The organism is bacterium (genome assembly GCA_035549195.1).
GTDB lineage: Bacteria > Oederibacteriota > Muellerivitia > Muellerivitales > Muellerivitaceae > DASZRK01.
In genome coordinates this window covers 225,450-250,499 of the sequence record DASZRK010000002.1, presented here as the reverse complement: position 1 = coordinate 250,499, position 25,050 = coordinate 225,450, and the positions used below count along the sequence as shown (strand labels likewise).

General features: G+C 62.2%; 8 protein-coding genes. 7 read left to right on the top strand and 1 reads right to left on the bottom strand.

The features are described from left to right. Nucleotide 1 precedes the first annotated feature (1 nt). Nucleotides 2–709 carry an SDR family oxidoreductase gene (locus VHE12_01080; GenBank protein ID HVZ79373.1) on the bottom strand — a complete coding sequence of 236 codons (708 nt, stop codon included), beginning with the start codon at nt 707–709 and terminating at the stop codon, nt 2–4. Nucleotides 710–1,089: 380 nt separating this feature from the next. Between VHE12_01080 and VHE12_01075 the strand changes: the two genes are divergently transcribed. The 7 genes from VHE12_01075 (at nt 1,090) to VHE12_01045 (ending at nt 24,863) form a co-directional block, all read left to right on the top strand. Then, complete coding sequence (locus VHE12_01075) at nt 1,090–3,903, top strand: glycosyl hydrolase family 8 (GenBank protein ID HVZ79372.1); 2,814 nt, start codon at nt 1,090–1,092, stop codon at nt 3,901–3,903. 214 nt (nt 3,904–4,117) lie between these two features. Continuing rightward, complete coding sequence (locus VHE12_01070) at nt 4,118–7,747, top strand: cellulase family glycosylhydrolase (GenBank protein HVZ79371.1); 3,630 nt, start codon at nt 4,118–4,120, stop codon at nt 7,745–7,747. Between the two features lie 169 nt (nt 7,748–7,916). Further along, the gene (locus VHE12_01065) at nt 7,917–11,756 is read left to right on the top strand and encodes a glycosyl hydrolase family 8 (GenBank protein HVZ79370.1); all 3,840 of its coding nucleotides are present in this window, start codon (nt 7,917–7,919) and stop codon (nt 11,754–11,756) included. Between the two features lie 105 nt (nt 11,757–11,861). Next, complete coding sequence (locus VHE12_01060; GenBank protein ID HVZ79369.1) at nt 11,862–17,345, top strand: glycoside hydrolase family 9 protein; 5,484 nt, start codon at nt 11,862–11,864, stop codon at nt 17,343–17,345. A 227-nt stretch (nt 17,346–17,572) separates the two neighbouring features. Beyond that, nucleotides 17,573–19,669, top strand: coding sequence for an RlpA-like double-psi beta-barrel domain-containing protein (locus VHE12_01055; protein HVZ79368.1), 2,097 nt, complete (start codon nt 17,573–17,575; stop codon nt 19,667–19,669). A gap of 32 nt (nt 19,670–19,701) precedes the next feature. Continuing rightward, the gene (locus VHE12_01050; protein HVZ79367.1) at nt 19,702–21,510 is read left to right on the top strand and encodes an AraC family transcriptional regulator; all 1,809 of its coding nucleotides are present in this window, start codon (nt 19,702–19,704) and stop codon (nt 21,508–21,510) included. Nucleotides 21,511–21,743: 233 nt separating this feature from the next. Beyond that, nucleotides 21,744–24,863, top strand: a complete 3,120-nt coding sequence (locus VHE12_01045; protein HVZ79366.1) for a malectin domain-containing carbohydrate-binding protein — start codon at nt 21,744–21,746, stop codon at nt 24,861–24,863. The last annotated feature ends 187 nt before the right edge of the window (nt 24,864–25,050 follow it).

Below are 25,050 nucleotides of genomic sequence, written 5' to 3'. Positions count from 1 at the left end.
CTTACCACTTCAGGTCATTGCCGTCGTTGTAGATGTAGCGACCCGTCCCGGAAAGGGACAGCTTCTTGAGGGTTTTGGCGATGGCCCCGGCCGATTCGGCCGGTTGGAGCGGAGCGCTGGGACCGCCCATGTCGGTCTTCACCCAACCCGGATCCAGGCAAACGCAGGTCACCTTGTCCTTTTGCAGGTCGAAGGCCATGGTACGGGTCAGCATGTTCATGGCGGCCTTGGAGACCCCATAGGCGTAGAAGTGGCCCTCGCTCTTGCCCGAGAGGGAGGCGAGCCCGGTGCTCATGTTCACTATCCGGGGGTTGGAAGCCTTCTTTAATAGGGGGAGGAAAGCCTGGGACACCTTGAGGGGGCCCAAGGTGTTCACCTCGAAGGCCTCCCGCATCTGGGCAAGGCCCACCTGGTCCAAAGGCGCGTCATAGGGTTGGGGCGAGACGCCCGCGTTGTTGAAGAGCAGGTCCAGGTGGTCGGTCTTGGAAGCGACGGCTTTCGCCGCCTCGAAAGGGGAGCGGTCGTTGCTGGGGTCCAGCGCCACGATCTCGACCTGGCCTGGGTGGGCTTTCGCGAGGGCCTTGAGCTCTTCGGCTTTTTGCGGTTCCCGGCAGGCGGCGAAGACCCGATCCCCCATTTCCAACAGGGCTTTGCTGATGGCCAGACCCAGACCACGGTTGGCGCCGGTGATGAGCATCGTTTCAGGCATGCGACCCTCCTTAATTCATTCCAGTTCCATCGCGCGGAGTTTAGGGCCCCACCTTGTCCGATTCCAACGTTTAAATGGGATGGGATCGACCGACCGCTGAAACTCCTTATTGGAAGCGCTTTGTCGGGAATAAAAAAATCCCGGGCGAAGGGGTGAAGTTCCTGAAAAATACTTTCACGAGAAACCCGAATTCAGGTTCTTCGACCCCAAGTCCAAATCGTTACGGTGTATATTTTTTCATCGGCTATTCGCACGCTCGGAAGGGTCCTTTTCGCCCGGCGTTGTAACAAACCAAAAAATTTCCAAGAGAGTCCCACTTGAAGGTCCGGCTCCCCCAATTCCTCTGTGCCTTCCTTGTGTCCATTTGTTGGACCGGTTCAATGAACGCGCAAAGTGTGAACGGCACCACGGGCAACTTCCCCTTCCCCCAGAACCGGGACAATCCTTATGGGTTCCATTCCTCCATCTATAACAACGCCGACATCCTCGCCGCCTACAACAAGTGGTACGCCGACTGCGTGACCTCGACGGGCGCGGGCGGGTTCCTACGGGTGCAGCGGCCCAACGACTCGGGGCTGGCCCTCAATTCCACCGTGTCGGAAGGCATCGGTTACGGCATGCTCATCGCCGTTTATATGAACGACCAGAACCTCTTCGATAAGCTCTGGAAGTACGAGCAATTGCACCTGGACGGCAGCGGCCTGATGAACTGGTACATCGATGCCTCGGGCGGGACCGCCGGAAGCGGCGCCGCCACTGACGGGGACGAGGACATGGCCTGGGCCCTGCTCATGGCCGCCCGCCAATGGGGCGGGAGCGGGTCCTTGGGGGCCAGCTATCAGAGCCTGGCGGTCACCCAGATCGGAAAGCTCTATTCCTATATGAACAGCGCGGGGCAGATCGTCACCGCGGGGGACGGGTTCGGGGCCATCAATCCCTCCTATTTCGCGCCCGCCTATTTCCGGGAATTCGCCACCGCCACAGGTCAACCGGGTTGGCTCAATATCGCCGCCAGTTGTTACACCATCCTCAACAACAACCTCGCCCAGGGCTATGGCAATGCCACCAACGGCCTGGTCTCGGCCTGGTGCAACAGCGCGGGGGTTTCCCAGAACTCGGTGGGGTCAGCCTACACCGACTACCAATACGACGCCTGCCGCACGCCCTTCCGCATGGTGCAGGATTACCTCTGGTTCGGGAATTCGGCGGCGGAGACCTATGCCACCAAGACCAGCAATTTCTTCTCCGCCATCGGGGCCGTCTCCATCGTGGATGGCTACCACTTGAACGGAACCCCGGACGCCCAATTGCCCACCTTGACCGTTTCCCAGAACCCTGGGTTCCAATCGGCGGCCTTTGTGGGACCCGCCGGGGTGGGGGGGATGGTGAGCCGCAACTACCAGGCCTATATGGACGATACCTACAACGACCTGGTGGGATCGAAATTGCTGGTGGGGGGCACCTATTACGACGAATCCTGGACGGTGATGTCGCTGCTGATGCTTTCCGGGAATTTCCTCGACTACAACCTCTATGGGACGCCGACCCCCACCCCGACCCTTTCCGCTTATGCCCCGCTCACGATCCGGGTGAACGCAGGGGGGCCCCAGTTCGTGGACAGCGCGGGGGCCACCTGGGCCGCCGACAAGGTTTTCTCGGCGGGGAGTTGGGGTTATGACACCACCACCTCGGGGAGCACCTCGACCTACAGCGGCCAGACCATCTCCAATACGGTCAACAACCAGCAGACCCTCTACCAGACCGAGCGCTGGGGCAATCCCATCTATCATTTCACCGTGCCCACGGGCTATTACCAGGTGACCTTGAAGTTCTGCGAGAACTACGACCCCAATGCCCACCCGGGGGGGCGGGTCTTTAGCCTGACGGCCCAAGGCCAACCGGAGATCAGCGGTTTGGACGTCTATAGCGCGGCCGGAGGGGAACACACGGCCTATGACCGGACCGTGACGGTACTGGTCTCGAGCGGCCAGTTGGACCTGTCGTTCAGTTCGACCGCCGATACCTCGCAAGTGAACGCCATCCAGGTCATTCGTATCGCGAACCTGCCCACCCCCACCCCGACCACCCCTTGGACGGCGACCCCCACCAATACCCCCAAGCCCCCGACCGCCACGCCGACCCCGACGGTGGGGAGCTATACGCCCACCCCCACGATCTCGCCGACCCCTACCCGCACGGCCAGTTCCACACCGACCAGTTCGATGTCGGCGACGCCGACCCTGACGGCTAGCCGGACGGCCACCGTTACCCCCAGCTCGACCCCGTCGTCCACGGCGACCCTCACCGCCAGCCGGACAGCCACGGCTTCCGCGACGGCCACGGTCAGTTGGACCCCCACGGGAACCTATTCGCCCACCCCAAGCGCCTCGATGACCTCGACAGGGACCTTCACCCCGAGCCCCACCACGACCCCTTCGGCCACTTCCACGACCAGCTTCACCCCCACGGCCCCTCCTTCCGCCACTCCGACCGGTACCGCCACCTGGACGGCGACCGGAACCTTCAGTCCGACCCGAACGGCTACCTCCACCTCGACGACCACACCCAGTGCGACCGCATCGGCGACCCCGACCGTTACCGCCACTCGGACCCTTTCGCCCACGGGGACCTTGCCGCCGACCGCCACCCCTACTTCAACAGGAACTTCCACAGGGACGGCCACCACTACCCCGACCGCTACGCGTACCTTCACGGTGACCGCAACCACCACGGCCACCTTCACCGTAACGCGTACCTTGACGCCGACCTTTACGGGGACGGCGACCCCGACTTGGACCGCCAGCGCCACTTCCATCCCGGCCTCGACGTTGACCCCCACGGCCACCCCGACCACGACATCCTCCGCCACCCCTTCTTCCACAACGCCGCCCCTGAGTCCGACCCTGACCCCCTTGGCGACGGACAAACCCCTGCTCTATCCGAACCCGGTGCAAACAGGGGAGCAAGTGACCCTCCTTTCGCCTGGCTCGGCGGGGAAAGACCTGCGGATCGAAGTTTTTACATTGGCTTTCCGGAAGGTGGAGGACATCCACCTGACCTTGAGCGTGGCGGGGCAATCCATTCCCTTGCTCCTGACCGACCCACAAGGAAAAGTTTTCGCGAACGGCCTTTACTACCTGGTCCTTTCCGGTGGGGGACGTCATTGGACGTTGAAGTTATTAGTGCTTCGCTGAAGGACGATCGAGGGCGAGGTTGGTTGAGCATTAAACTTTTTCGATAAAATCAAAGAATTGCCTATTTCATTTGTTCCTTTGTAACGGGGGAAAATGTGGTAACTTTTATGGGCAAGGCCGCCCTTTTTTGCTTCCTGCTGAAAACGTTTTTTGGTCGTTTTAAATCCTGATCAAGGCATTCGTGCGTACGGAAATGAAATTCCAAAAGAGACCATTGAACCGGTTCAGGCAAGGCGTCCTTCTTTTTGCCTTCCTTTTGTCCTCAAGCGCCTTGGCCGCGCCGCCGGACCTTTTTGTTTCGGGCAACCACTTCCAGACCTCCAGCGGCTGTTCGGTCCGTTTACGCGGCGTTAACGTTCCCAGTTTGGAATGGAGCAACACCGGTGAGGGGCCGCCCCTTTCCTCGGTCCAGGCCGCGGTCGGGACCTACAAGGCCAACATCATCCGTCTGCCCGTGAACCAGGACCGATGGTTCGGCTGCCAAGGGGGCAGCGCCTCCTCCTACCAGACCATCGTGGACAACATCGTCAATTACTGCTCGGGCGCCAACGCCTATGTCATCATCGACCTGCATTGGTCGGGGACCTCCAGCACCGCCTCCGCCCCTTGCGGGAGCGGCTGGGGCACGGCCACCGGCCAGCAGGATATGCCCGACGCCAACGCGGTGACCTTCTGGACCAACGTGGCCAACCGTTATAAGAACAACCCCGCGGTCTTCTTCGGCCTTTATAACGAACCCAAGAGCGTCTCCTGGTCCGTTTGGCAGAGCGGCGGGAACACCACCCAGGGCTTCACGACCCCGGGCCACCAGGCCCTCATCAACGCCATCCGTGGGACCGGGGCCAACAACATCATCTTCATCGGCGGGTTGGACTGGGCCTATGACCTGCGGTCCATCGATTCCTATCCCTTCACCAACGCGGGCAATGGGTTCGCCTACGATGTGCACATCTACGGGCACAAGGGCAACGGGACGGACAACTCCTCCAATTGGGATACCGAGACCACCATCGCGGCGGCAAACCATCCGGTCTTCATCGGGGAGTTCGGGCCCGACCCCTCGGGGCCCAACTGCAACAACGACAGCGGCACTTTCGACAACGCCCTCTTCACCTTCGCCAACGGGAGCAACAACCGCAGTTACGTCTATTCCTGGACCGCCTGGTCCTGGCACAACGGCGCCTGCCCGGCCATGCTCTCGGCCCTGCCTTCCTCGTTGAACTCCTGGCATGGGCAGCCGGTCGTGAACCAATTGGCCACCGTCGCCCCGACCTGCTCGGGCAGTTCGCCGGTGCCCACCAGCACGCCCACCCGTACGGCCACCGCCACCCCCACCACGGTCCCTCCCAACATCACCCTCACGAAGACCACCGGCGGCCCGACCTCGGGCTATTCGGACGCCGCCCCCATCACCATGGTCTTGAATGTCTGCAATTCATCCGGTTCGGTCACGGCCAATTCGGTCACCGTGACCGACAACATCACCAATCCCCTGTCGTGGGCCTTCCAAGGACCCGGCTATAGTCCTTGGACCGTGACCGTATCGGGTACACCGGTTTCCATCAACCCGACAGGAACGACCTACCCCAATTTGAGCTGGGTGGTGAGCAATCTGCCAGGCGGGAGCTGTGTGCCGATCACCTTCATCGTGGGGTCCTACAGCTATACCGCCGGTGATGCCTGCCAGGTCGTCAGCGATCGTGGGATAGCCCAATGGTCGGGCGGAGGGCCGGTGACCAGCAATACCATCGCCATCACTGTGGTCTGCGCGCCCACGAATACGCCCACCTCGACCGCGACCAGGACCTACACGCCGACCTTCACTCCGACCTCGACGGCGACCTCGAGCCCGACCCGGACCAATACCTCGACCGGTACTCCCACCAACACGTCCACCCGGACCAACAGCCCTACCGCCACTCCCAGCGATACGCCCACGAACACCGCCACCCGCACGAACAGCCCCACCTCCACGGCTTCCAATACCTCGACCGGGACTCCCACCAACACGCCCACCCGGACCAACAGCCCCACCGCCACTCCCAGCGATACGCCCACGAACACCGCCACCCGCACCAACAGCCCCACCTCCACGGTTTCCAACACGCCGACCCGGACCTTCACCAACAGCTTCACGCCTTCCTTGACCGCAACAGCCACCGCTTCCTCCACCCCGACCCTTACCCCTACCGCCACCCTGACAAGGACCAATACCCCTACTTCCACCGTGACGAATACGCCTAGTTCCACTGCGACCCGCACGGTCACTTCCACGGCCACCCCGACGGCCACGAACACGGCGACCCGGACGGCGACCTGGACCCCGAGCCCTACGGGGACCCCCACGATCACCCCGACCCCTACGGACAGTCCCACGGGAACCTTGATCCCGACGGATACGCCCACGCGTACCGGGACCCCTACACCCACAGGCACCCCGACCCGGACCACGACCTCCACGTCCACTGCTTCCGCCACCTCCACGGCCACCCAAAGCGCGACCCGGACGGCTACGGCCACTTCGACCAACACGGCGGTCAATACACCGACGGCCACCCCGACCTCCACGCCCAGCCGCACTCCCACCGCGACCCTGGCCAACACCGCCACTTTCACCTCGACCCTCACGAACAGTCCGACAGCGACCCCCACGCGCACATCCACGCTCACTTCGACCACAACTTCCACGGCCACTTCGACCGCCACGGGAACGCCTACGATCACCCCGACCCCAACGGACAGCCCGACGGGTACCTTGATCCCGACCCATACTCCCACCTGGACCGGGACTCCCACTCCTTCCGGCACTCCGACCCGGACCGCCACGCGGACAGCCACAACGACCCCCACCGCCACTTATACGGCAACCGCCACTCCGACCCGGACACACACCGCCACCGATACCCCCACGAACACCCTGGTCAACACCGCGACCAATACGGCCACCGCCACAGCTACGCGAACGGCCACTCCCAGCCCGACGAATTCCTTCACCGCCACCCACAGCTGGACCCCGACCCGTAGTTTCACGCCGACGATCACTCCGACCTTTACCCCGACGGCTGTGACCGTCCAGGTCTCCTTGGGAGGAGGCGCTCCCAGCGGGAACCAATTGCAAGGGGCTTCCAATGTGCCCGTGGAAGGATCGGTGCTGACCAATCCCAGCGGGACCAACGTGACCCTGACAAGCCTGATCTTGAGCGAAACGGGGAACCCCGCGGCGAACATCCTGTCGGTGACCCTTTTGAAGAACGGTGTGCCGGAAGGTTCACCGGTGGGGTTCAGCGGCTCCGTGGCCTCCTTCAGCGGCCTGAGCGATATCGTTCCCTCGGGCGGCGGCTCGGTGACCTATACCTTCCAGGTGAACTTTTCCGGGACGGCCGCCGTCGGAGGTTATTCCTTCAACCTGACGGGCGCGTCCGGCACCAACGGCCAAGCGGTCAATTTCAGCCCGTTGCCCTTGTCCGGAGCGACCATCACTGTGGTGGTCGCAACGGCGACACCGACCGCTTCCTTCACGCCCACTTCCTCCTTCACCCCAACGGCCACCTCGACCCCGACGCCATTCCAGGAGAACAAACCGGTCCTCTACCCGAACCCTTCCAACGGCGGGCCGGTGCAGGTCCTGCCTCCGCCCTACACCGGGACCTCGGATGTGAGGGTGCAGATCTTCACGACGGCTTTCCGGAAGGTGAGGGAAGATGCTTATTCGAACCTGACCTATGGACCCGTGACCCTGGAATTAAGGGATGCCTGGGGGACGCCCTTGGCCAGCGGCCTCTACTATGTTGCGGTCCAGACCAAGAGCGGCCGGTCAGTGGGGAAACTATTGATCCTGCGCTGAGGCCGTTTAACCGGATCCGGGTTAAACAGAGCAAAGGGTCTTCGATTTATCGGTAAACCAAAAAGACGGCCTTTCTGGCCGCCGTAATTTACAAGACGGGAATATTGAGATACCTTTTACATCCTCGGTCCGATGCTCGACCCCGTTTTTTGAACAACAACGAGGCCCAATGAAATCGTTTTTCAGCCACTTCAAAAATTTAACCGCTTCGATCCTCTTATTCGTCCTTTCGGTCTCGGTCTTGAACGCCCAGGCGGTCAATTCCGGCGGCGGGTCGGTCACCTTTCCCCACAACAATTCCTATGGTGGGGTCTATCTCCCCAATGGCGGCCCGAACGCCACGATGAATGCGGCGGTCTCGACCAATTACATCGGCTGGTACACGCACTACGTGACCAGCAGCGGGACCAAGCGCGGGGGCGGGACCTTGGCGGGAGCCCTTCGCGTCCAGCGGCCCGACGTGGGAAACGATACGGTCTCCGAGGGTATCGGCTATGGGATGCTCATCGCCGTCATGATGAACGACAAGACCCTGTTCGATGGATTGTGGAAATACGCCGTGCAATGGATGCCCGACTCCAGCAATCATTATGTGATGGATTGGAATCTGGACAACAACGGCGGCATCAAGGGTGCCAACGGCGCTACCGACGCGGACGAGGACATGGCCATGGCCCTGCTCATGGCCGACAAGATATGGGGATCGGGCGGGGCGATTAATTACAAGGCCCAATGGCAGAACATGATCAACGCCATTTGGAGTTACGAGGTGGGTACCGGAACCATCTACTCGGGGGACGCCTACCAATATCCCCTTTACTCCAGCTACATGGAACCGGCTTGGTTCAGCTGCTGGAACGCCTACGACGCCCAGGGCCATAACTGGAACATTCCCAACAACTGGATCTACGGGACATTCCTGCCCACGGTCTACAATAAATATTCTCAACTGGGCTTCATGCCCAATCAGGTCGATTCCAGCCTGAACGCGACCACCAACTCCGGCCGTCCGGCCCTGGAGATGGGCTATGACGCCTCCCGCTATCCTTTGCGTATCGGTATCGACTGGCTTTGGAACAAAAGCGCCGGCGCTTCCATCGTGACCAAGTTCGCCACCACGGTACAGGCCGGGGTCGGGGTCAATGGCGCCAATGAGATCGAGGAGTTCTGGACGGTCAATTCCACCCCTTACGGCTCGCCGTCAGGGTCCAATTGTAATGATCTGCAGATCGGGGGCGTATTGGTGGCCTCCCTCTCCCTTGCGAACAACGCGACGAACCAGTCCTACATCAACAACATCTACAGCACCATGATGAGCCGTTACCCTACCTGTGGTTCCTGGACCTATTTCCAAGACTCGGTCTGCTTCCTCGCCCAACTGGTGGCCACGGGGAATTTCCCCAACATCGTGTGCGGCACGCCTCCTTGCGGGGCCCAGACCTGCACTCCGACCCCTTCGCCCACGCCCTTGGCCTGCTATATGCTCGACGACGTGGAGGATGGGAACAGCATGAACCGGGTGAACGGTTATTGGTTCACCTTTGGTTACGCCAGTGTGAACAACACGCCGGTCGCGACGCCCCAGCTTTACACCTTCTCCGGACCCTCCACGATCGTTTATGTCGGCGGGGCCACCACGGGCCCGGCCTACTCGGCCTATGTGACCGGTTCCTGCGCCATCAACGGCGGCTCGACCAACGTTTACTATGGCGGCTTGACACAGCCCGAAACGGTCTATGCCGGTTATTCCCTGGCCACCGAATTGACCACGGGTTATCAGAATCTCGCCAGTGCACCGACCTCCATGACCAACATCGCCTTTTATATCAAGGCTACCTCCGCGCCCCAGACCGTTCGGCTGAATTTTTATAACCCCGCCGTTGACCCATCGAATGGTGGGAACGCCAATCAATATGGCTTCATGATTCCAATTACTTCAGCCAACACATGGCAATATGTCACCCAGCCTGGATCGCTCGCGGCCGGACTTGCTCCGGAAAGTTGGGGCCCTGCTTCGGCCATGGGTACTACTCTGAGCTATGCCCAGGCGATGACCCATGTTACTTCCCTCCAATGGGTGGCCCAGGCCCCCGTGTCGGGCGTCACCTTCGCTTTCTGGGTCGACCAGGTCTGTCTGGCTGGAATGGGCTGGAACACTCCCACGCCTCTTCCGACCAGCACGCCGGTGGTGACCATTGTGCCCACCGACACACCGACCCGCACCGTCACTAATACCGCCACTTCGACCGTCACGGCCACACCCACGCGGACCCCCACTTTCAGCCCGACCAATAGCCCGACCAACACGGTCGCCAGCACGGCCACCAATACGGCGACCCGGACCGCCACCACCACCCCCAGCAATACCCCCACCTTGACGTCCACCAGTTCGCCGACCAATACGGCGACCCGGACGAATACCTACACCTCCACGAGCACCCCCTCATCCACTCCGACCGCCACCCTTGCCAACACCGGCACACCGACCAACACGGCCACTCATAGTGGGACACCGACCTCCAGCTCCACGCCTACCCGGACGGCCACGGCCACCTTGACCGCCACGCCTAGCTTCACCCCGACCCTGACCCCGACGGCGACCCTGGCGAACACCTCCACCAACACGGCGACCAGGACCGCCACTTCCACGACGACCAATAGCGCCACCCAAACGGCGACCCGCACGCCTTCTTCGACCGCCACGGATACGGGAACCCCCACCATTACATCGACCCCGACCCTCAGTCCGACCGGGACCTTGAGCCCCTCCATGACGCCGACGCCTTCCCTTACTCCCACCCTTACCACCACGAATACGGCAACCTCGACCGCCACGAACAGCAATACCTCCACTGCGACCCTTACCGCCACCAAGACACCGACCCAGACCCCCACCGATACTTTAGCGAGCACGGCGACCAATACCGCCACCCGGACAGCTTCGGGCACTCCCACCGCGACTTTGGTCAATACGGCCACTAACACAGCGACGGGCACAGCTTCCTCAACGGCCACCGGCACCGCCACCTTCACGGCCACCAATACCCTGATCAATACGGCGACCAATACCGCGACGAACACCCCGACAGCGACGGCCAGCCGGACCGCCACTTCCACGTCCACCAATACCTTGGCCAACACCGCGACCAATACCGCCACCCACACCCCGACTTCCACCTTTACACCCACGAATACACCGACCGTTACCCCCACCTTCACGGCGACGCCGGTCATCGTGGCAGTGGCGAACGGTTCGGGCGCACCCAGCGGCAATCAACTGCAAGGGGCTTCCAATGTACCGGTGATCGAGGTCGTGTTGACCAATCCCAGTACGACCAATGTGACCATGACCAGCCTGACCCTCACCGAGACGGGGAACCCGACCTCCAATATTCTTTCGGTGACCCTGCTCAAGAATGGTTCGCCGGATGGTTCACCGGTCGGATTCAGCGGTTCGACGGCCACCTTCAGCGGACTTTCCGACGTCATTCCCTTGGGTGGCGGTTCGGTGACCTATACCTTCCAGGTGAATTTCTCCGGGACCTCCACGACCGGTGGTTATTCCTTCAGCCTGACGGGCGCCTCCGGCACCAACGGACAGGCCGCCAGTTTCAATCCCCTGCCTTTGAGCGGAGCGACCATCACCGTGGTCGCACCGACTTCGACCCCGACGGCTTCCTTCACTCCGACCTCGTCCTTTACCCCGACGGCCACGGCCACCCCCACGCCTTTCAAGGAGAACAAGCCGATCGTCTATCCCAACCCCTCCGACGGAGGACCGGTCCAGGTCCTGCCACCTCCTTTCACGGGCACGTCGGACGTCAAGGTCCAGATCTTCACCACGGCCTTCCGGAAGGTTCAGGAACAGGATTACACCGATCAGGCCTATGGGCCCTTGACCGTTCAGATGCGTGACGATTGGGGAACGCCGTTGGCCAGCGGCCTTTATTACGTGGTCGTTTACACCAAGAGCGGGAAATCCGTCGGGAAGATCCTGGTCCTCCGATAAAATAAAAGCCGGCCTTCACGGGTCGGCTTTTTTTTGCCGGGTTGATTGCACGTTAAGACGAAAAAGCCGAGAACTGTCCAAAGGTAGGGATCATTGCGTCCTGACTTGAAACGTTTTGGGATCTTTCTCCTGTTCGCTTCGGCCCTAGGGCCGGTCCATGGAGCGGTCCTGTCGAACATCATCGTGGACCAGTTCGGCTACAAGCCCGCCGATCCAAAGATCGTCATCTTCGCCCAGCCCAACACCGGAGTCGGGAGCCCTTCGAGCTTCAACCTGGGCGCGGGCGCCACCTTCAACGTCATCAATGTCTCCAATGGGGCCACGGTCTTCACCGGGAGCGCGGTGACCTGGGGCGCGGGCGCCACGGACAGCACCTTTTCCGGCGATAAGGTGTGGCAGGGAACATTCACCACCTTGAGCGCGCCCGGGACCTATTACGTGCAGGTGCCCGGCGGCTCCAATCCCGGCGGGCAATCCTACAATTTCCAAGTTTTGGACAGCGTCTATAACGGGGTGGTCACGGCTTCCCAGCGGATGTTCTTCTATCAGCGTTGCGGGATGAATATCTCCTCGGCCAATGGAGGGGCGAACTGGAACCATACCGCCTGCCATGAGGGAGCCAATCAGGACCTGGTCGCCCACCTCTGGAATGCGAACGCCGACCAAGGGGCGGGCACGGCCCGGGATGTGCATGGCGGCTGGCATGACGCGGGGGATTATGGGAAATATGTGACCTTCGCCCACGCGACCCTTTGGTACCTGATGCATTCGGCGGAGTGGTACCCCAACGGCTATGGGGACAACACCAACATCCCCGAATCGGGCAACGGGGTGCCCGACATGCTGGACGAGGTCAAATATGAACTGGACTGGATGCTGCGCATGCAGCGCTCCAGCGACGGGGCCCTTTATTCGATGGTGGGTTACAGCAACGCGAGCACCTCCAACAACCCGGGGAACCCGGCCAACGACACCGCCAAGCGCTACTACCTGAACGTCTCCACCACCGCCACCGCCACCGGGGCCATGGCCTTTGCCCTGGGGGCGCGGCTCTTCCAGGCCTATCCGCTCTATAGCTCCTACGCGGTGACACTGCAGAACGCCGCGGTCTCGGCTTGGGGCTATCTTTCCGCCAATCCCTCGCCGGTCACCTTCGATTCCACCGGGGTTTCCAGCGCCAACGCCAACCAATCCTCGGCCTGGGACGCCCAGGCCCGGGTGGCCGCCGCCGCCGAACTTTTCGCCCTGACCGGGAGCGCCACCTACCAGACCTATTTCGACGCCAATTACAACTCCTCAGCGGTCATTGAAAGCTCTTTCCGGCCGGTCTCCAATCCGCCCAACGCAGGGGCCGACCATTTCGACGCGTCCCTTTGCGAGCCGCTGGAATTGGGGATGGTGTCCTATTGCCTGGCCCCGGGGGCGACGGCCGCGGTGGTGACGGCCATCAAGAACTCCCTGAAGAACGAATGCCAGAACTACATCATGAACCAGCAGGTGAACGATCCCTACTTGGGCTACATGTACCCGGGGCATTACACCTGGGGCTCCAACCAGTTGAAGGCTTCCTGGGGCAACCAACTCCTTTTCGCCGTGAAGACCAATGCCAACCCGGCCCAGAACACGGCTTACGCGAACCAAGCGGAGGAGTACCTCCATTATTTCCATGGCCGAAACCCCTTGAACTGGGTCTATCTGACCAACATGGGGACCCAGGGTGCCAACCTGGGGGCCTCCAAATCGATCATGTCCATCTACCACAGTTGGTTCTACCAAGGGACGACCTTCGACGGGAACACGGGTGGCGGGGCGGTGGGGCCGGCGCCGGGGATCCTGGCGGGAGGACCCAACCAGAACTTCGCGCCCGACGCCTCCTATTCGGGACCGACCCTCAACCCGCCGCAGGGCCAACCGCCCATGAAGTCCTATAAGGATTGGGGGAACACATGGCCCGAGGATTCCTGGGAGGTCACCGAGCCCGACCAGGGATACCAGGGCAAATACCAGTTCCTGCTCTCGGCCTTCGCGGTGAATACATCCCCCACCGCCACGCCGACGGCCACTCCCACGGGCACCCTCGCCACCGCTACGCCGACCCCCAGTTCCACGGCCACCCTGACCCCCACAGCCACTCCCAGCCCCACGGCCACCGTTTGCGTGGTCCTCTTGAACGGGGCCGAGACCCTGGCGGAGAACGGGACCTGGTCGGGGACCAACGCTTCCCGGGCTGTGACCACATTGAATGCCACCCAAGGGACCCACAGCCTGCAGGTGAACGTGACCACCGGCGCCAGTTGGAACGATCAGCTCTTCAACCTGACCGGATTCACCCCCAATGACTGGACCAGCGTCACCCAACTGAAGTTGGACATCAACGTATCCTCCTCCTTGACCGCGGGCCAAGGGTGGACCCAATTGTTCCTGCGCGCCGATTCGCCGACCACTTTCTACCAGCCCATCTCGGGCGACACCCCGACCCTGGTAGCGGGGCAGAACAACGATGTGACCTTCAACATCAATTGGGCGGCGGGCGGCATCACCCAGGGCTCTTCCATCACGGCCCTCGAGTTCGTTTATAACTCCGGGCCTGGCACGGTCACGGGCACCTTCTACCTGGACAACCTCCGCCTTTTCATGGGGTGCTCCACGGCCACGCCGACCCCCTCCAACAGCCCCACGGCGACGCCCACCTGGACCCCCACCCTGAGCCCGACCAACAGCCCCACTTCGAGCCCTACCTCCAGTCCGACGGCTTCGACGACACCGACCGCGTCCTTCACCGCCACCCCTTCCCCCAGTCCGACCAACTCGCCCACGATCACGCCCACGCCCTTGGGGGCCTGGAACTCGGTCTTCCTGCAACCCAGCGGGCCCAACTGGGTGGCCCAGAGCGTGACCTTGGGTGGACGGCCCTTCAAGCTGGATGATTATTCCTACAGTGGTTACAAGCTCTCCCAAGTCGGGTTGGGGGACGCCATCCCCTGCAACAACGTGACCGTCTCGTCCTCGGGGGACATTACGACCGCGGTCAGGACCGGGCTTTCCACACTGGTGGGGATGGGCGGCGGCACCCTTTGGCTCCCTTCCGGCTCCGTGACCCTTTCGGGGACCGTCACCATCACCGGCGGGAATATCCGCATCCTGGGAGCGGGAAGCGGGGCCACCACGGTGGTGATCGCCTCCTCCTATAACCCGGGGGACAAGCTCACCGAGGCGCCCTTCACCTTCATGGGCGGCGGCGGGATCTCCTACAGCCAATGGGCGGAGCCGGGCAAGGCGCCGGTCACGACCAGCTGCGCCGACGTGAACCGGGGGGACCTGTCCGTCACGGTGGGTTCCGCCGCTTCCTTCGCGGTGGGGAACTGGGTGGTGGTCCAGCAGTATTTCTGGCCCAATTTTTCCACGATCAACAGCGCCGGCAACTGGACCACGGACCCGCCGGGTACCGGCACCGATGGGGCCTTCAGCAACACCCTCTGCTATCCGCGCAAGATCACGGCCATCGCGGGCAACGTCATCACCCTGGACGCGCCCATCCCCTTCAGCCTGCACAACAGCGACGCCACGGTCTGGTTCTACAAGCCCAACGGGGGCCAATACATCGAGAACGACGGCATCGAAGGGATGACGATCCAGGTCCTGGCCAACAGCAACGATTCGGGCCGCCCGGCGGGGACCGCCTTGGCCTTCAAGGGCGTCTTCAACGGTTGGGCCCGGGACGTGAAGGTCCTCAATGTCGCCAAGAACGGCATCAAACCCGCCTGGTCCACCCGAATCACCGTCCTGGATTGTTCCATCACCGGGGCCCAGGACTATGGCGGCGGGGGTTGGGGCTACGGGTTCTACACCTACGCCTCTTCGGCGGTGCTCTTCAAACGCTGTACGGCCACGAACCTGCGCCATAACTTCACCACCGAATACGCCATGACCAACATGGTGGTCTACACACGCTGCAACTCCATCAAGACCATGGGGAATTCGGCCAGCGTGACCATGGAATGCGACGATACCCATTTCGCCTATTCGCAAAGGCTCCTGTGGGACATGATGACCCAGACCAATAACGGGCTCCTGGCCGAGAACCGGGAGACCCAAAGCAACAATGCCTATGAGACCTTCGCGGGCGGGGTGGTGTGGAACTACTCGGGAACCTCGGCCAATCCCTATGGCAACTGGCAGGCGGGGTCGGTGCAATGTTCCCCGGCCACCTACACCTCGGATTCGGATGCCCTCATCATCGGCCCCACCGGGGGAGCCACCATTTATGACAATTCCCAGGACCTGACCGCGACCTACGTTTATGGAACGGTCATGAGCGGGAACGCGCCTCAAGTGGGCCCGCGGGGGAACGTGGCCTATGAGGGGATCGACCGGGCCAACCTGGACCCGCCGTCGCTTTTCGACGCCCAGTTGCAAAGCCGGTTGGGTTCGCTCCCGCCCGATGTGGCGCCGGTGACCTGCGCCTCGAGCCCGACGCCCACACCGACCCCTTCGGCCACCTCCAGTCCGACCCGTACCCCCACCTCGACCCCGACCTTCTCGCCGACAGCCACCCCATCCGCGACGCCCAGCGCAAGTCCGACGGCCAGCCTGACCTCGACGGCGACTTTTTCGGCGACCTTGACCCCCACGGCCTCCCCGACGGGGACGCCGACCGATAGCCCTACGGGGACCTTGACCCCTCCGGCCCCCACCGCCACGCCCACCCACAGTCCCACCGCGACCCGGACCTTGACACCGACGCTGACGGCCACGGCCACGAATTCGCCTTCGCCGACCTCCAGCCCGACCAAGACCCAAACCCCGACAAATACCCCGACGACCGGTCCGGTCCTCCAGGTTTCCGCTGGACCGGCGGCGCCTCCGGATTCGAACCAGGCTCCTGGCGCCCCGCAGGTCCCGGTGATGCAGGTCCAGCTCCAGAACCTGACCGGCGGTCCTACGACGGTGGGACAGATCTCCTTGACGGCTTCCGGAACGGGCAACGACCAGACCGGAATCACCTCGGTCAAGGTCTACCTGGATAGCAACGGGAACGGGATCGTGGATGGAGGCGACAGCCTTTTAGCCAGTGGGACCTACCCGGCCAATGATGGGACCCTTACGGTCGGTCTCAGCGACGTCCTACCCGGATCGGCGACCCAAGACCTCTTGATCGTCCTGGATATCTCATCCAGCGCTCCTTCGGGGACCTATCAGACATCCCTGACCGGGGTCGTCGTCACCACGGGCTCGGGGAGCGGAACGGCCACGGGGATCCCCTACGACGGGGCGGAAGTGACGGTCGGTGGCATCCCTACCGCCACTCCGACCTGGTCCAAGCCGGTCGTTTATCCCAACCCTTCGGACGGGACCCAACCCATCCAGGTCGCCGTTCCCCTGAACGCTCCTACCGATGTCCAAGTGCGGGTCTTTACCACCGCCTTCCGCTTAGTGGCCGAGAAGAACATCCACAATATGACCCCGGGGTCCTTAGTGAAGCTTGATCCCATGGACCAGTGGGGGAGCCCCCTGGCCAGCGGGCTCTATTACGTGGTGGTCAAGACCCCTACTGGAAAAACAGTAGGAAAAATCCTCATTTTGCGTTGATTAGATCAGGCCCCTGGCCGGTCTTTTTGTCGCTCCAGCGGATCTTTGAGGCGTTCTGAATCTGCAAAATCTTCTTATTAAATAAACAACCCATCAACATATGGCAACCTGGGACCCAGGTACCTTTTCCCTGACGAAATCCCTTTCGGCGGGTCCGGGTGAAAACGATTTTTGGAAGATCCCATTATTCGATCAAAGACCTCCCTAATACAGGGAAGGTCCTTCTATTGTCCTGCGGCTTCCTTTTGGTTCTTGGGAGCGCCCAAGCCCAGATGAATTTCAGCACCCTCAAGTATTGCCCCGCCGATCCCCCGACCTCCTTCAGTGGTCACGCGACCTACTACACCCTTTGTTGCACCTTTGCCTGTAGCTACGCCAGCCAGGCCATCGGCCAATACTATTGCGCGGCGTCCTCGGCCGGGGCCAACAACCTCTGGTCCAGTTCGGGATCCTGCGGGGCCTGCATCCAGGCCAATTACGCGGCGGGCGGAACGAGCGTCATCGTGCAGGTGGTGGACAGCTGTCCCACCTGTTCCGGGCCCGATGACCTGGACCTGAGCCAGACCGCTTTCTCCGCGCTGGCCAACACCAGCCTGGGGAACATCAGCATCACTTGGCATTTCGTGGAATGTCCCTTGAGCATCCTCAACGCCAACGCATCCTCGGGGGGGAAGGTCACCTATTTCTACAAGGATGGGGAGACCTCGGGGATCTTCTTCGAGGACTATCTTTTTCCCATCATCTCCGTGGTCACGGGAAAGGGGGAGAGCCTGACCCATTCGGCCGACAACCGCTGGCAATCATCCTCGGGCTACTTCGGTTATTCGGCGAACGCGGTGATGCCGGTGACCATCACCGATGCCCGGGGCAACAAGCTCAACGCCAGCGTGACCCTCACCACCGGGACGGGCAGCTGCGCCGGGGCCCTGAACCCCTGTTATTCCTCGGTCATCGCCGGCGGCGCCTACGCCAGCACGGGCCAACAGTTCCCAGGTTGCGTGGCGGCGCCCACGAATACCCCGACCAACAGCCCGACGAAGACCAACACCCCGACGACGACGGCCACCTTCACTCCGACCAAGACCCATACCCCGACCGCCAGCATGACGCCGTCCTTCACGCCCACCTCCACCGCGACCCGTACCCATAGCCCCACTTCGACCGCCACCGGTACCCCCAGCGCCACCCCTACCCGGACGGCGAGCGCTACGGGCACCTCGACCCCTACGAACACCGGGACTTCCACCTTCACCCGGACTTCCACGCCTAGTGGCACCCCGACCTCGACCGTGACCTCGACACCTTCGCGGACCCCGATGGCTACGGCGTCCTCTACGTCCACCTTCACCCCGACACGGACCAACACGGCTTCGGCCACACCAACAGCCACAGGGGCCAATACGGCCACTTTCACCTCGACCGCGACGGTCTCGATGACACCGACGGCGACCCCTACCGCAACGCCTTCGGCAACGCCGACGAGGACCGCGAGCCCGACGGTTTCTTCCACCCCGACCGCTACCGGCGCCAACACCGCGACCTTCACCTCGACCCCGACGAATACAGCCAGTCGGACGCCTACGGCGTCGGCGACCTACACGGGGACCTCCACCCCGTCCTCCACGAACACCCCGTCTTCCACGGCGACCCCCACCGGGGCCAATAGCGCCACCTTCACCTCGACCCCGACCCGCACCGCCACGGGGACGGCGACCGCCAGTGCGACTTCGACATTGTCCGCGACGGCTTCGATGACGCCGACGGCGTCCCTCACCGCTACGCCTTCGGCGACGCCCACCAAAAGCTCCACTTTCACGGCCACTTTCACCTCGACCCCGACGGCCACGAACGCCAACACCGCCACCCCCACCTCGACCTCCACTTGGACGGGGACATTCACCTGGACCGCGACCCCGACCCGGACCTTCACCGCCACCCCCACGGCGACCTTCACGGGCACCTTTACCTTCACCGCGACGCCCACGGATACGCCCACCACGACGTTCACCCCGACCAAGACCTTCACGCCGACGCCCACCGTTGGCAGGGAAGGCCGTCCCATCCTCTATCCCAACCCGGCGACCGGCCCGACCGTGGCCCTCTATCCCCCTTATTTCAGCGGCGCGAAGGACATGAAGATCCAGGTCTTCACCAGCGCTTTCCGGAAGGTGCGGGAGGATGACCACCCCAACCCCATGCCGGGTGTCGCGGTGACCCTGGAATTGAAGGATCGGATGGGAGTGCCCTTGGCCGACGGGCTTTATTACGTCCTCTGCGACCTGGACGGACGCCGGACCCTCGCCAAACTCCTCATCCTCCGCTGAACGAAGGTCCCCGGCTGGTCTAGAATGGCCCCATGCGGCCTTTCCCCGAGACCTTCCACCGCTTCCTCCATTACAAGCCCTTCCACGGCATCATCCACTATTACGTGGACCTGAGCGTTTTCCTCATCACCTCAGGGCAGGCGACCGGGGCACCGCAGGTCTGGTGGTCCCTCAACCGCCGCAAAGGGGTTTCCAACCTTTTCACCCTGGAGGTCCGGTACCAAGGTTCCCGGACCCGGGACCGTTACACCCGGGCCCATCTGCTCAAAGCCGGAAGAGCCGGGAGGACGGTCGTGGGGGAGCGCAACGGGTTCAAGGACCTTTTTGTGCCCATCCTCAAGAAGGGAAGGGTCCTGGGGTTCCTTCAAGCGGGAGCCTATTCGGACCATGAGACGACTTTTGAGGACCTGGTCCGTTGTTGGAAAGCCATCAGCGGTCGAGGTTATTCCCCGGACCTGCCCGAGCTACGGTCCTTCGCACAAGGTTTCCTGGAGATCCCCATTTTGGACGGCGCTTTGGGGCCCGCCTTGGCCGAATCCCTGGAACTTTTCGCCAAACTTTTAGCGGAGGAAGGCGAGCCCGATGCGGTGGGCGAACGGCTCCTCCAACTCCAGAACGACGTCTTCTCCAAGGGGCTTCCCCATAGTTATTGGTTGGATTGGGCGCTTGGGCGTCCGACCAACGAATCCGTCCCGGCTTGGGGTCGTTCCATGGAGACCTGGGATTGGACCCAGAATGAGATCGGGTTGACGCGGGTCCCCACCACCGCCTTGGCGGTCATCCCCCAAAGGACGAGCGGCGACCGTCTGGACCGTACGGCGGAGGCTTTCCGGATCCGGCGTTTCCAAAGGCGCAGTTTCCAGTTCGCCCGGAACATCCCCCAGACCGTGGGCGGGAAGCTCGAGGATTACGGCGCGGTCTTCGTCACCTCGGCGGACCCGCGCGGCCCCCGGCTGATGCAGAAGAGGACCCTCGAAGAGACGGCCCGGAAGATCCGGGACTTCGCGGTGCGTGAATGGGGAGGGCCGGTGCTGGTCGGGGTCGGGGATCCGGTGGCCCCCGGAGAACCCCTGCACGCTTCCTTCCGACAGGCCGTTTTCGCCCTCCATTTGGGCCATGAAGAAGGTTCCGACATCATCTTCCATGGGCCCGGGCCGGAGAAAAAGGACCTGGGCGGTTTCGACAGCCTGCGGGTCTCCCTGGACCGATTGGAGGAGGCTTTTCAGCGGGCCGCCTTCTCCGAACTGGCGGTGCTGAAGGACCGGTTCCTGCGGCAGGCGATCGAGACCTCCTTCCAGAACCCCGGCGAGATCCAATGGCATCTGCAATATGCCTTGGACCGGTTGGGAGTGGGGGTGGCCGAGCGAATGGACCTGTCGGCGCGCGATTCGAGCCGACTGCGGGAAAGACTATCGCGGCCCCTGGCGTTGGCGGCTTCTTTCCAGGAAATGCTCCTGGCTTTCCAAGGCGGACTGGAATCCCTCGAGCGAGAGGTGGAAGGGAAGGCGGGCGAGGGGGACCTTTCCCTGGAAGCGGCGCGGGAATTCATCGACAAGCATTTCAAGGAGGTCCTTCCCATCGGTCGATTGGCCAAAAAGGCCGGATGTTCCGTGCCGACCTTCAGCCGTCGTTTCAAGCGATCCACCGGATTGGGTCTGGGGGATTACTTGCAACGAAAGCGCCTCGCCGAATCCAAACGGCTTTTGCGGACGACCCGTCTTCCCGTCCTGCGGGTCGCGAAGGACTGCGGATTCCGTTCCGTACCCTACTTCATCCAGCTTTTCAAAGCGCGGTTCGGCAAGACCCCCCAGGAATTCCGCAAAAGTCCCGATCCGGGTTGAACGGGAAAGTCCCTTCCGCTTTCGCCCTTTTTAACAGGTGAAATATAAAGATATTTTAACTTTAATAAAAAGTAATTATGTCGGTCCGGGTCCCTTCGGGCCGCGGTATGATTCCAGCGTTCCACAAATGACGCCGCTTGAAGGCGGCCCCCGAGGTTTTTTTGTTTAACCGATCCAATAAAATCATTTTCCTTATAACGTTTGCAAGCGCTTCCTTCCTGGGCGCCCAAACGGTGACCATCAATCCGTCCACGACCTACCAGACCATTTCCGGTTTCGGCGCCGCCAGTGTTTGGGATTCCATTGCCACCCTTCGGGGCCTTGCGGTCACCCTTTGGCACGATGATTCGGGTTCTCCCCCGGCCAGTCAGGCCAATGGGCAGGTGGGGCTTTCCATCAACCGCATCCTCATCGACGAGTCGGGGAACGCCAATTGGGGGACCGAAGCGGCGGCGGCCACCTTGGCCCTGAGCCAGAACCCTAATATGAGGATCTTCGGCACTTCCTGGAGCCCCCCGGCCAAGTGGAAGAACAACAACAATACCAGCGGCAACAACACGGGGAACGACAACGGCAACCCCGGCGGCAACAGCAACCAGATGAACCACACCTATTGGAGCAACTACGCCGCCTACCAGACGAGCTGGGCCACGGCCATGAAGAACACCTACGGGTTCACGCCCTACGCGCTTTCGGTGCAGAACGAACCGGACTACGACACCAACTACCAGTCCTGCCTTTGGTCGGCCTCCGACTTCGACACCTACATCAAGACCTACCTGGGCCCCGCCCTGGCCACCGCCGGGTTCAACCCCATCATCATGATGCCCGAGTCCTTCGCCGATAATTTGAACCTGTCGGCCACCACCATGGGCGACTCGGCGGCGGCGACCTTTGTGAAGGCCATCGGCATGCATCTTTATGGCGGGGGTCCCAGCACGGTCCCGGCCAGCTATTCCACGGTGGCGGGCCATACCGTCGAGAGCTGGGAGACCGAGATCTCGGATTTTGCCTCCAATGACTACAGCATCACCAGCGGCCTCAAGTACGCGAACCAGATCCACAACTGCATCGTGGACCATAACTTCAACGCTTATGTCTATTGGTGGATCCTCAACCTGAACACCGATAACGAGGGCCTTTACGGGCCGAGCAGTTCGACCACGCCCACCAAGCGCCTCTTTGCCTTGGGCAATTTCAGCAAGTTCATCCGGCCGGGGTTCAATCGGATCTCCTGTACCGAGGTCCCGACGGCCGGAGTCTCCGTGTCGGCCTATTACAGTTCAGCCAACAACAAGGTCGTCGTGGTGGCCATCAACAACAACGGGTCGGCCAAAAGCCTTCCGATCACCTTCAGCGGCCTGACCGTCACTACCGTTTATCCCTGGTTGACCGACGCCTCCAATAACCTGGTCCAACAATCCTCCGTGGCGGTGAGCGGCGGGGGCTTTACCTACAACCTGCCCTCCCAGAGCATCGTCACCTTCGTGGCTTCGACCACGGGGGGAACGCCCGTGCCGACCTCCACACCCACCAAGACCCCCACGCCGATCGTTCAATCGACCTGGCGGGTGAACGCCGGCGGGCCCGCCTACACGGATACCCTGGGCAATCTTTGGGCCGCGGATGAGAACTATAGCGGGGGTTCCACCGTCGCCAGCGGTGGGACCATCACGGGCACGAGCGACTCCACCCTTTACGACACCCAGCGTTATGGGGGCACCTTCAGCTATTCCTTCAACGTGCCGGCGGGGAGCTATCAGGTGACCTTGAAGCTGGCCGAGACCTATTCGGGTGACTTCTCCAATGGGGCCCGGGTCTTCAGCGTTTCCATCAACGGGACCACCGTGACTTCCAACCTGGACATCTATTCCCAAGTGGGGAGCAACGCGGCGGACGACCAGGTCTACAACAACGTGAGCCCCAGCGGTGGGGTGATCACGATCACCTTGACCAGCACGGGAGGCACGGACGCCAACGCGGTCTTGGAGGCCCTGCAGATCATTCCCATGCCCGCCACATCGACCCCGACGCGCACCTCCACGCCCACTTCCACCGCCACCTCCACGGCGACCAGGACCAACAGTCCGACCTCGACGGCCACCTCCAGCGCCACCTCGACGCCGACCCGCACTAACACTCCGGTGCCGCCCACCGCCACCCCGACCTCGACGGCGACCCGTACCGACACCCCAGTGCCGCCCACCGCCACCCCGACGTCCACGGCCAGTTCCACCGCCACCAAGACCAACAGCCCGACGTCCACATCCTCCTTCACGGCCACGGCGACCCCGTCGTCCACTCCCACCAAGACCTCCACTCCGACCTCCAGCGCCACTTCCACGTCCACTTCCAGCTTTACCGCCACGTCCACCCTAACTTCGACCCCGTCCTCGACTTCCACCCGGACCTTCACACCCACCGTGACCCCGAGCCCGACGAACACGGACCTGATCACGCCGACCCCCACCTCCACCGGCACTTCGACCTTTACTTTCACGCATACGGCCACCTCGACCGCGTCGGGAACCCCTACCGGCACGGCCACCCGAACTTTTACATGGACTTCGACACCCACCTCCACTTCCACAGCGACCGATAGTTCGACCTCCACGGCCACTTCCACGCCCTCCCTCACGTCGACCCAGACCCTCACCCCCACGGTGACCCTGACCCCGACGAACACGGCCCTGATCACCCCGACCCCCACCTCCACCGGTACCTCGACCTTTACCTTCACGAGTACGGGCACGTCCACTTTTACCCGGACGGCGACCCCGACCTTGTCTTCGACCCCGACGTCCACGAATACCGCTTCCGCCACCTCGACGGCCACCTCTACCCCGGTGAATACCTTGACCCCGACCCCCACGCCCACTTCCACCGGGACCTTCACCTTCACGCCGACCTTCACTTTGACCCCCACCAAGACGAACAGCCCCACTTCCACCGCCACCCGGACCTTCACCCCGACTGTGACGTTCACTTACACGCCGACCTGGACCTTTACCCCGACGAACAGTCCGACCAGCACCTTCTCCCCGACCGCAACGGCCACCTCGACCTCCACCCCGGTGGGGAACACGACGGTCATCCTCTATCCGAACCCCGATCCGGGGACGGTCGTGAACATCCTGCCGCCGGCGTTCTCAGGAATGAAGACGGTGCATATCCAGATCTTCACCGCTTCCTTCCGCAAGGTGGTGGACATCGACCGGACGTTACCGGGTGGCGTTCCGGTGACCTTGGACTTGAAGGACGCTTGGGGTCATCCGCTCGCCAACGGGCTCTACTACGTCTTCGTGACCGTCGATGGAAAGCGTTCCCTCGCCAAACTCCTCGTTCTTCATTGAGGACCTTGGGATAGCGGGCCTGTTTAAAGGGTTTAACGTCTCGACGGCCCTCCTCGAAAAATACCCGACAAAAGAACCGTAACGCACAAAAGATCTTCAATAAAACCACGCCCCTGAAAGCCGAACTTTCCTTGACACTCGAAAAAAGCCTCAACTAAAATACCGCCTGCTCTTCGCCTGGAAGCCG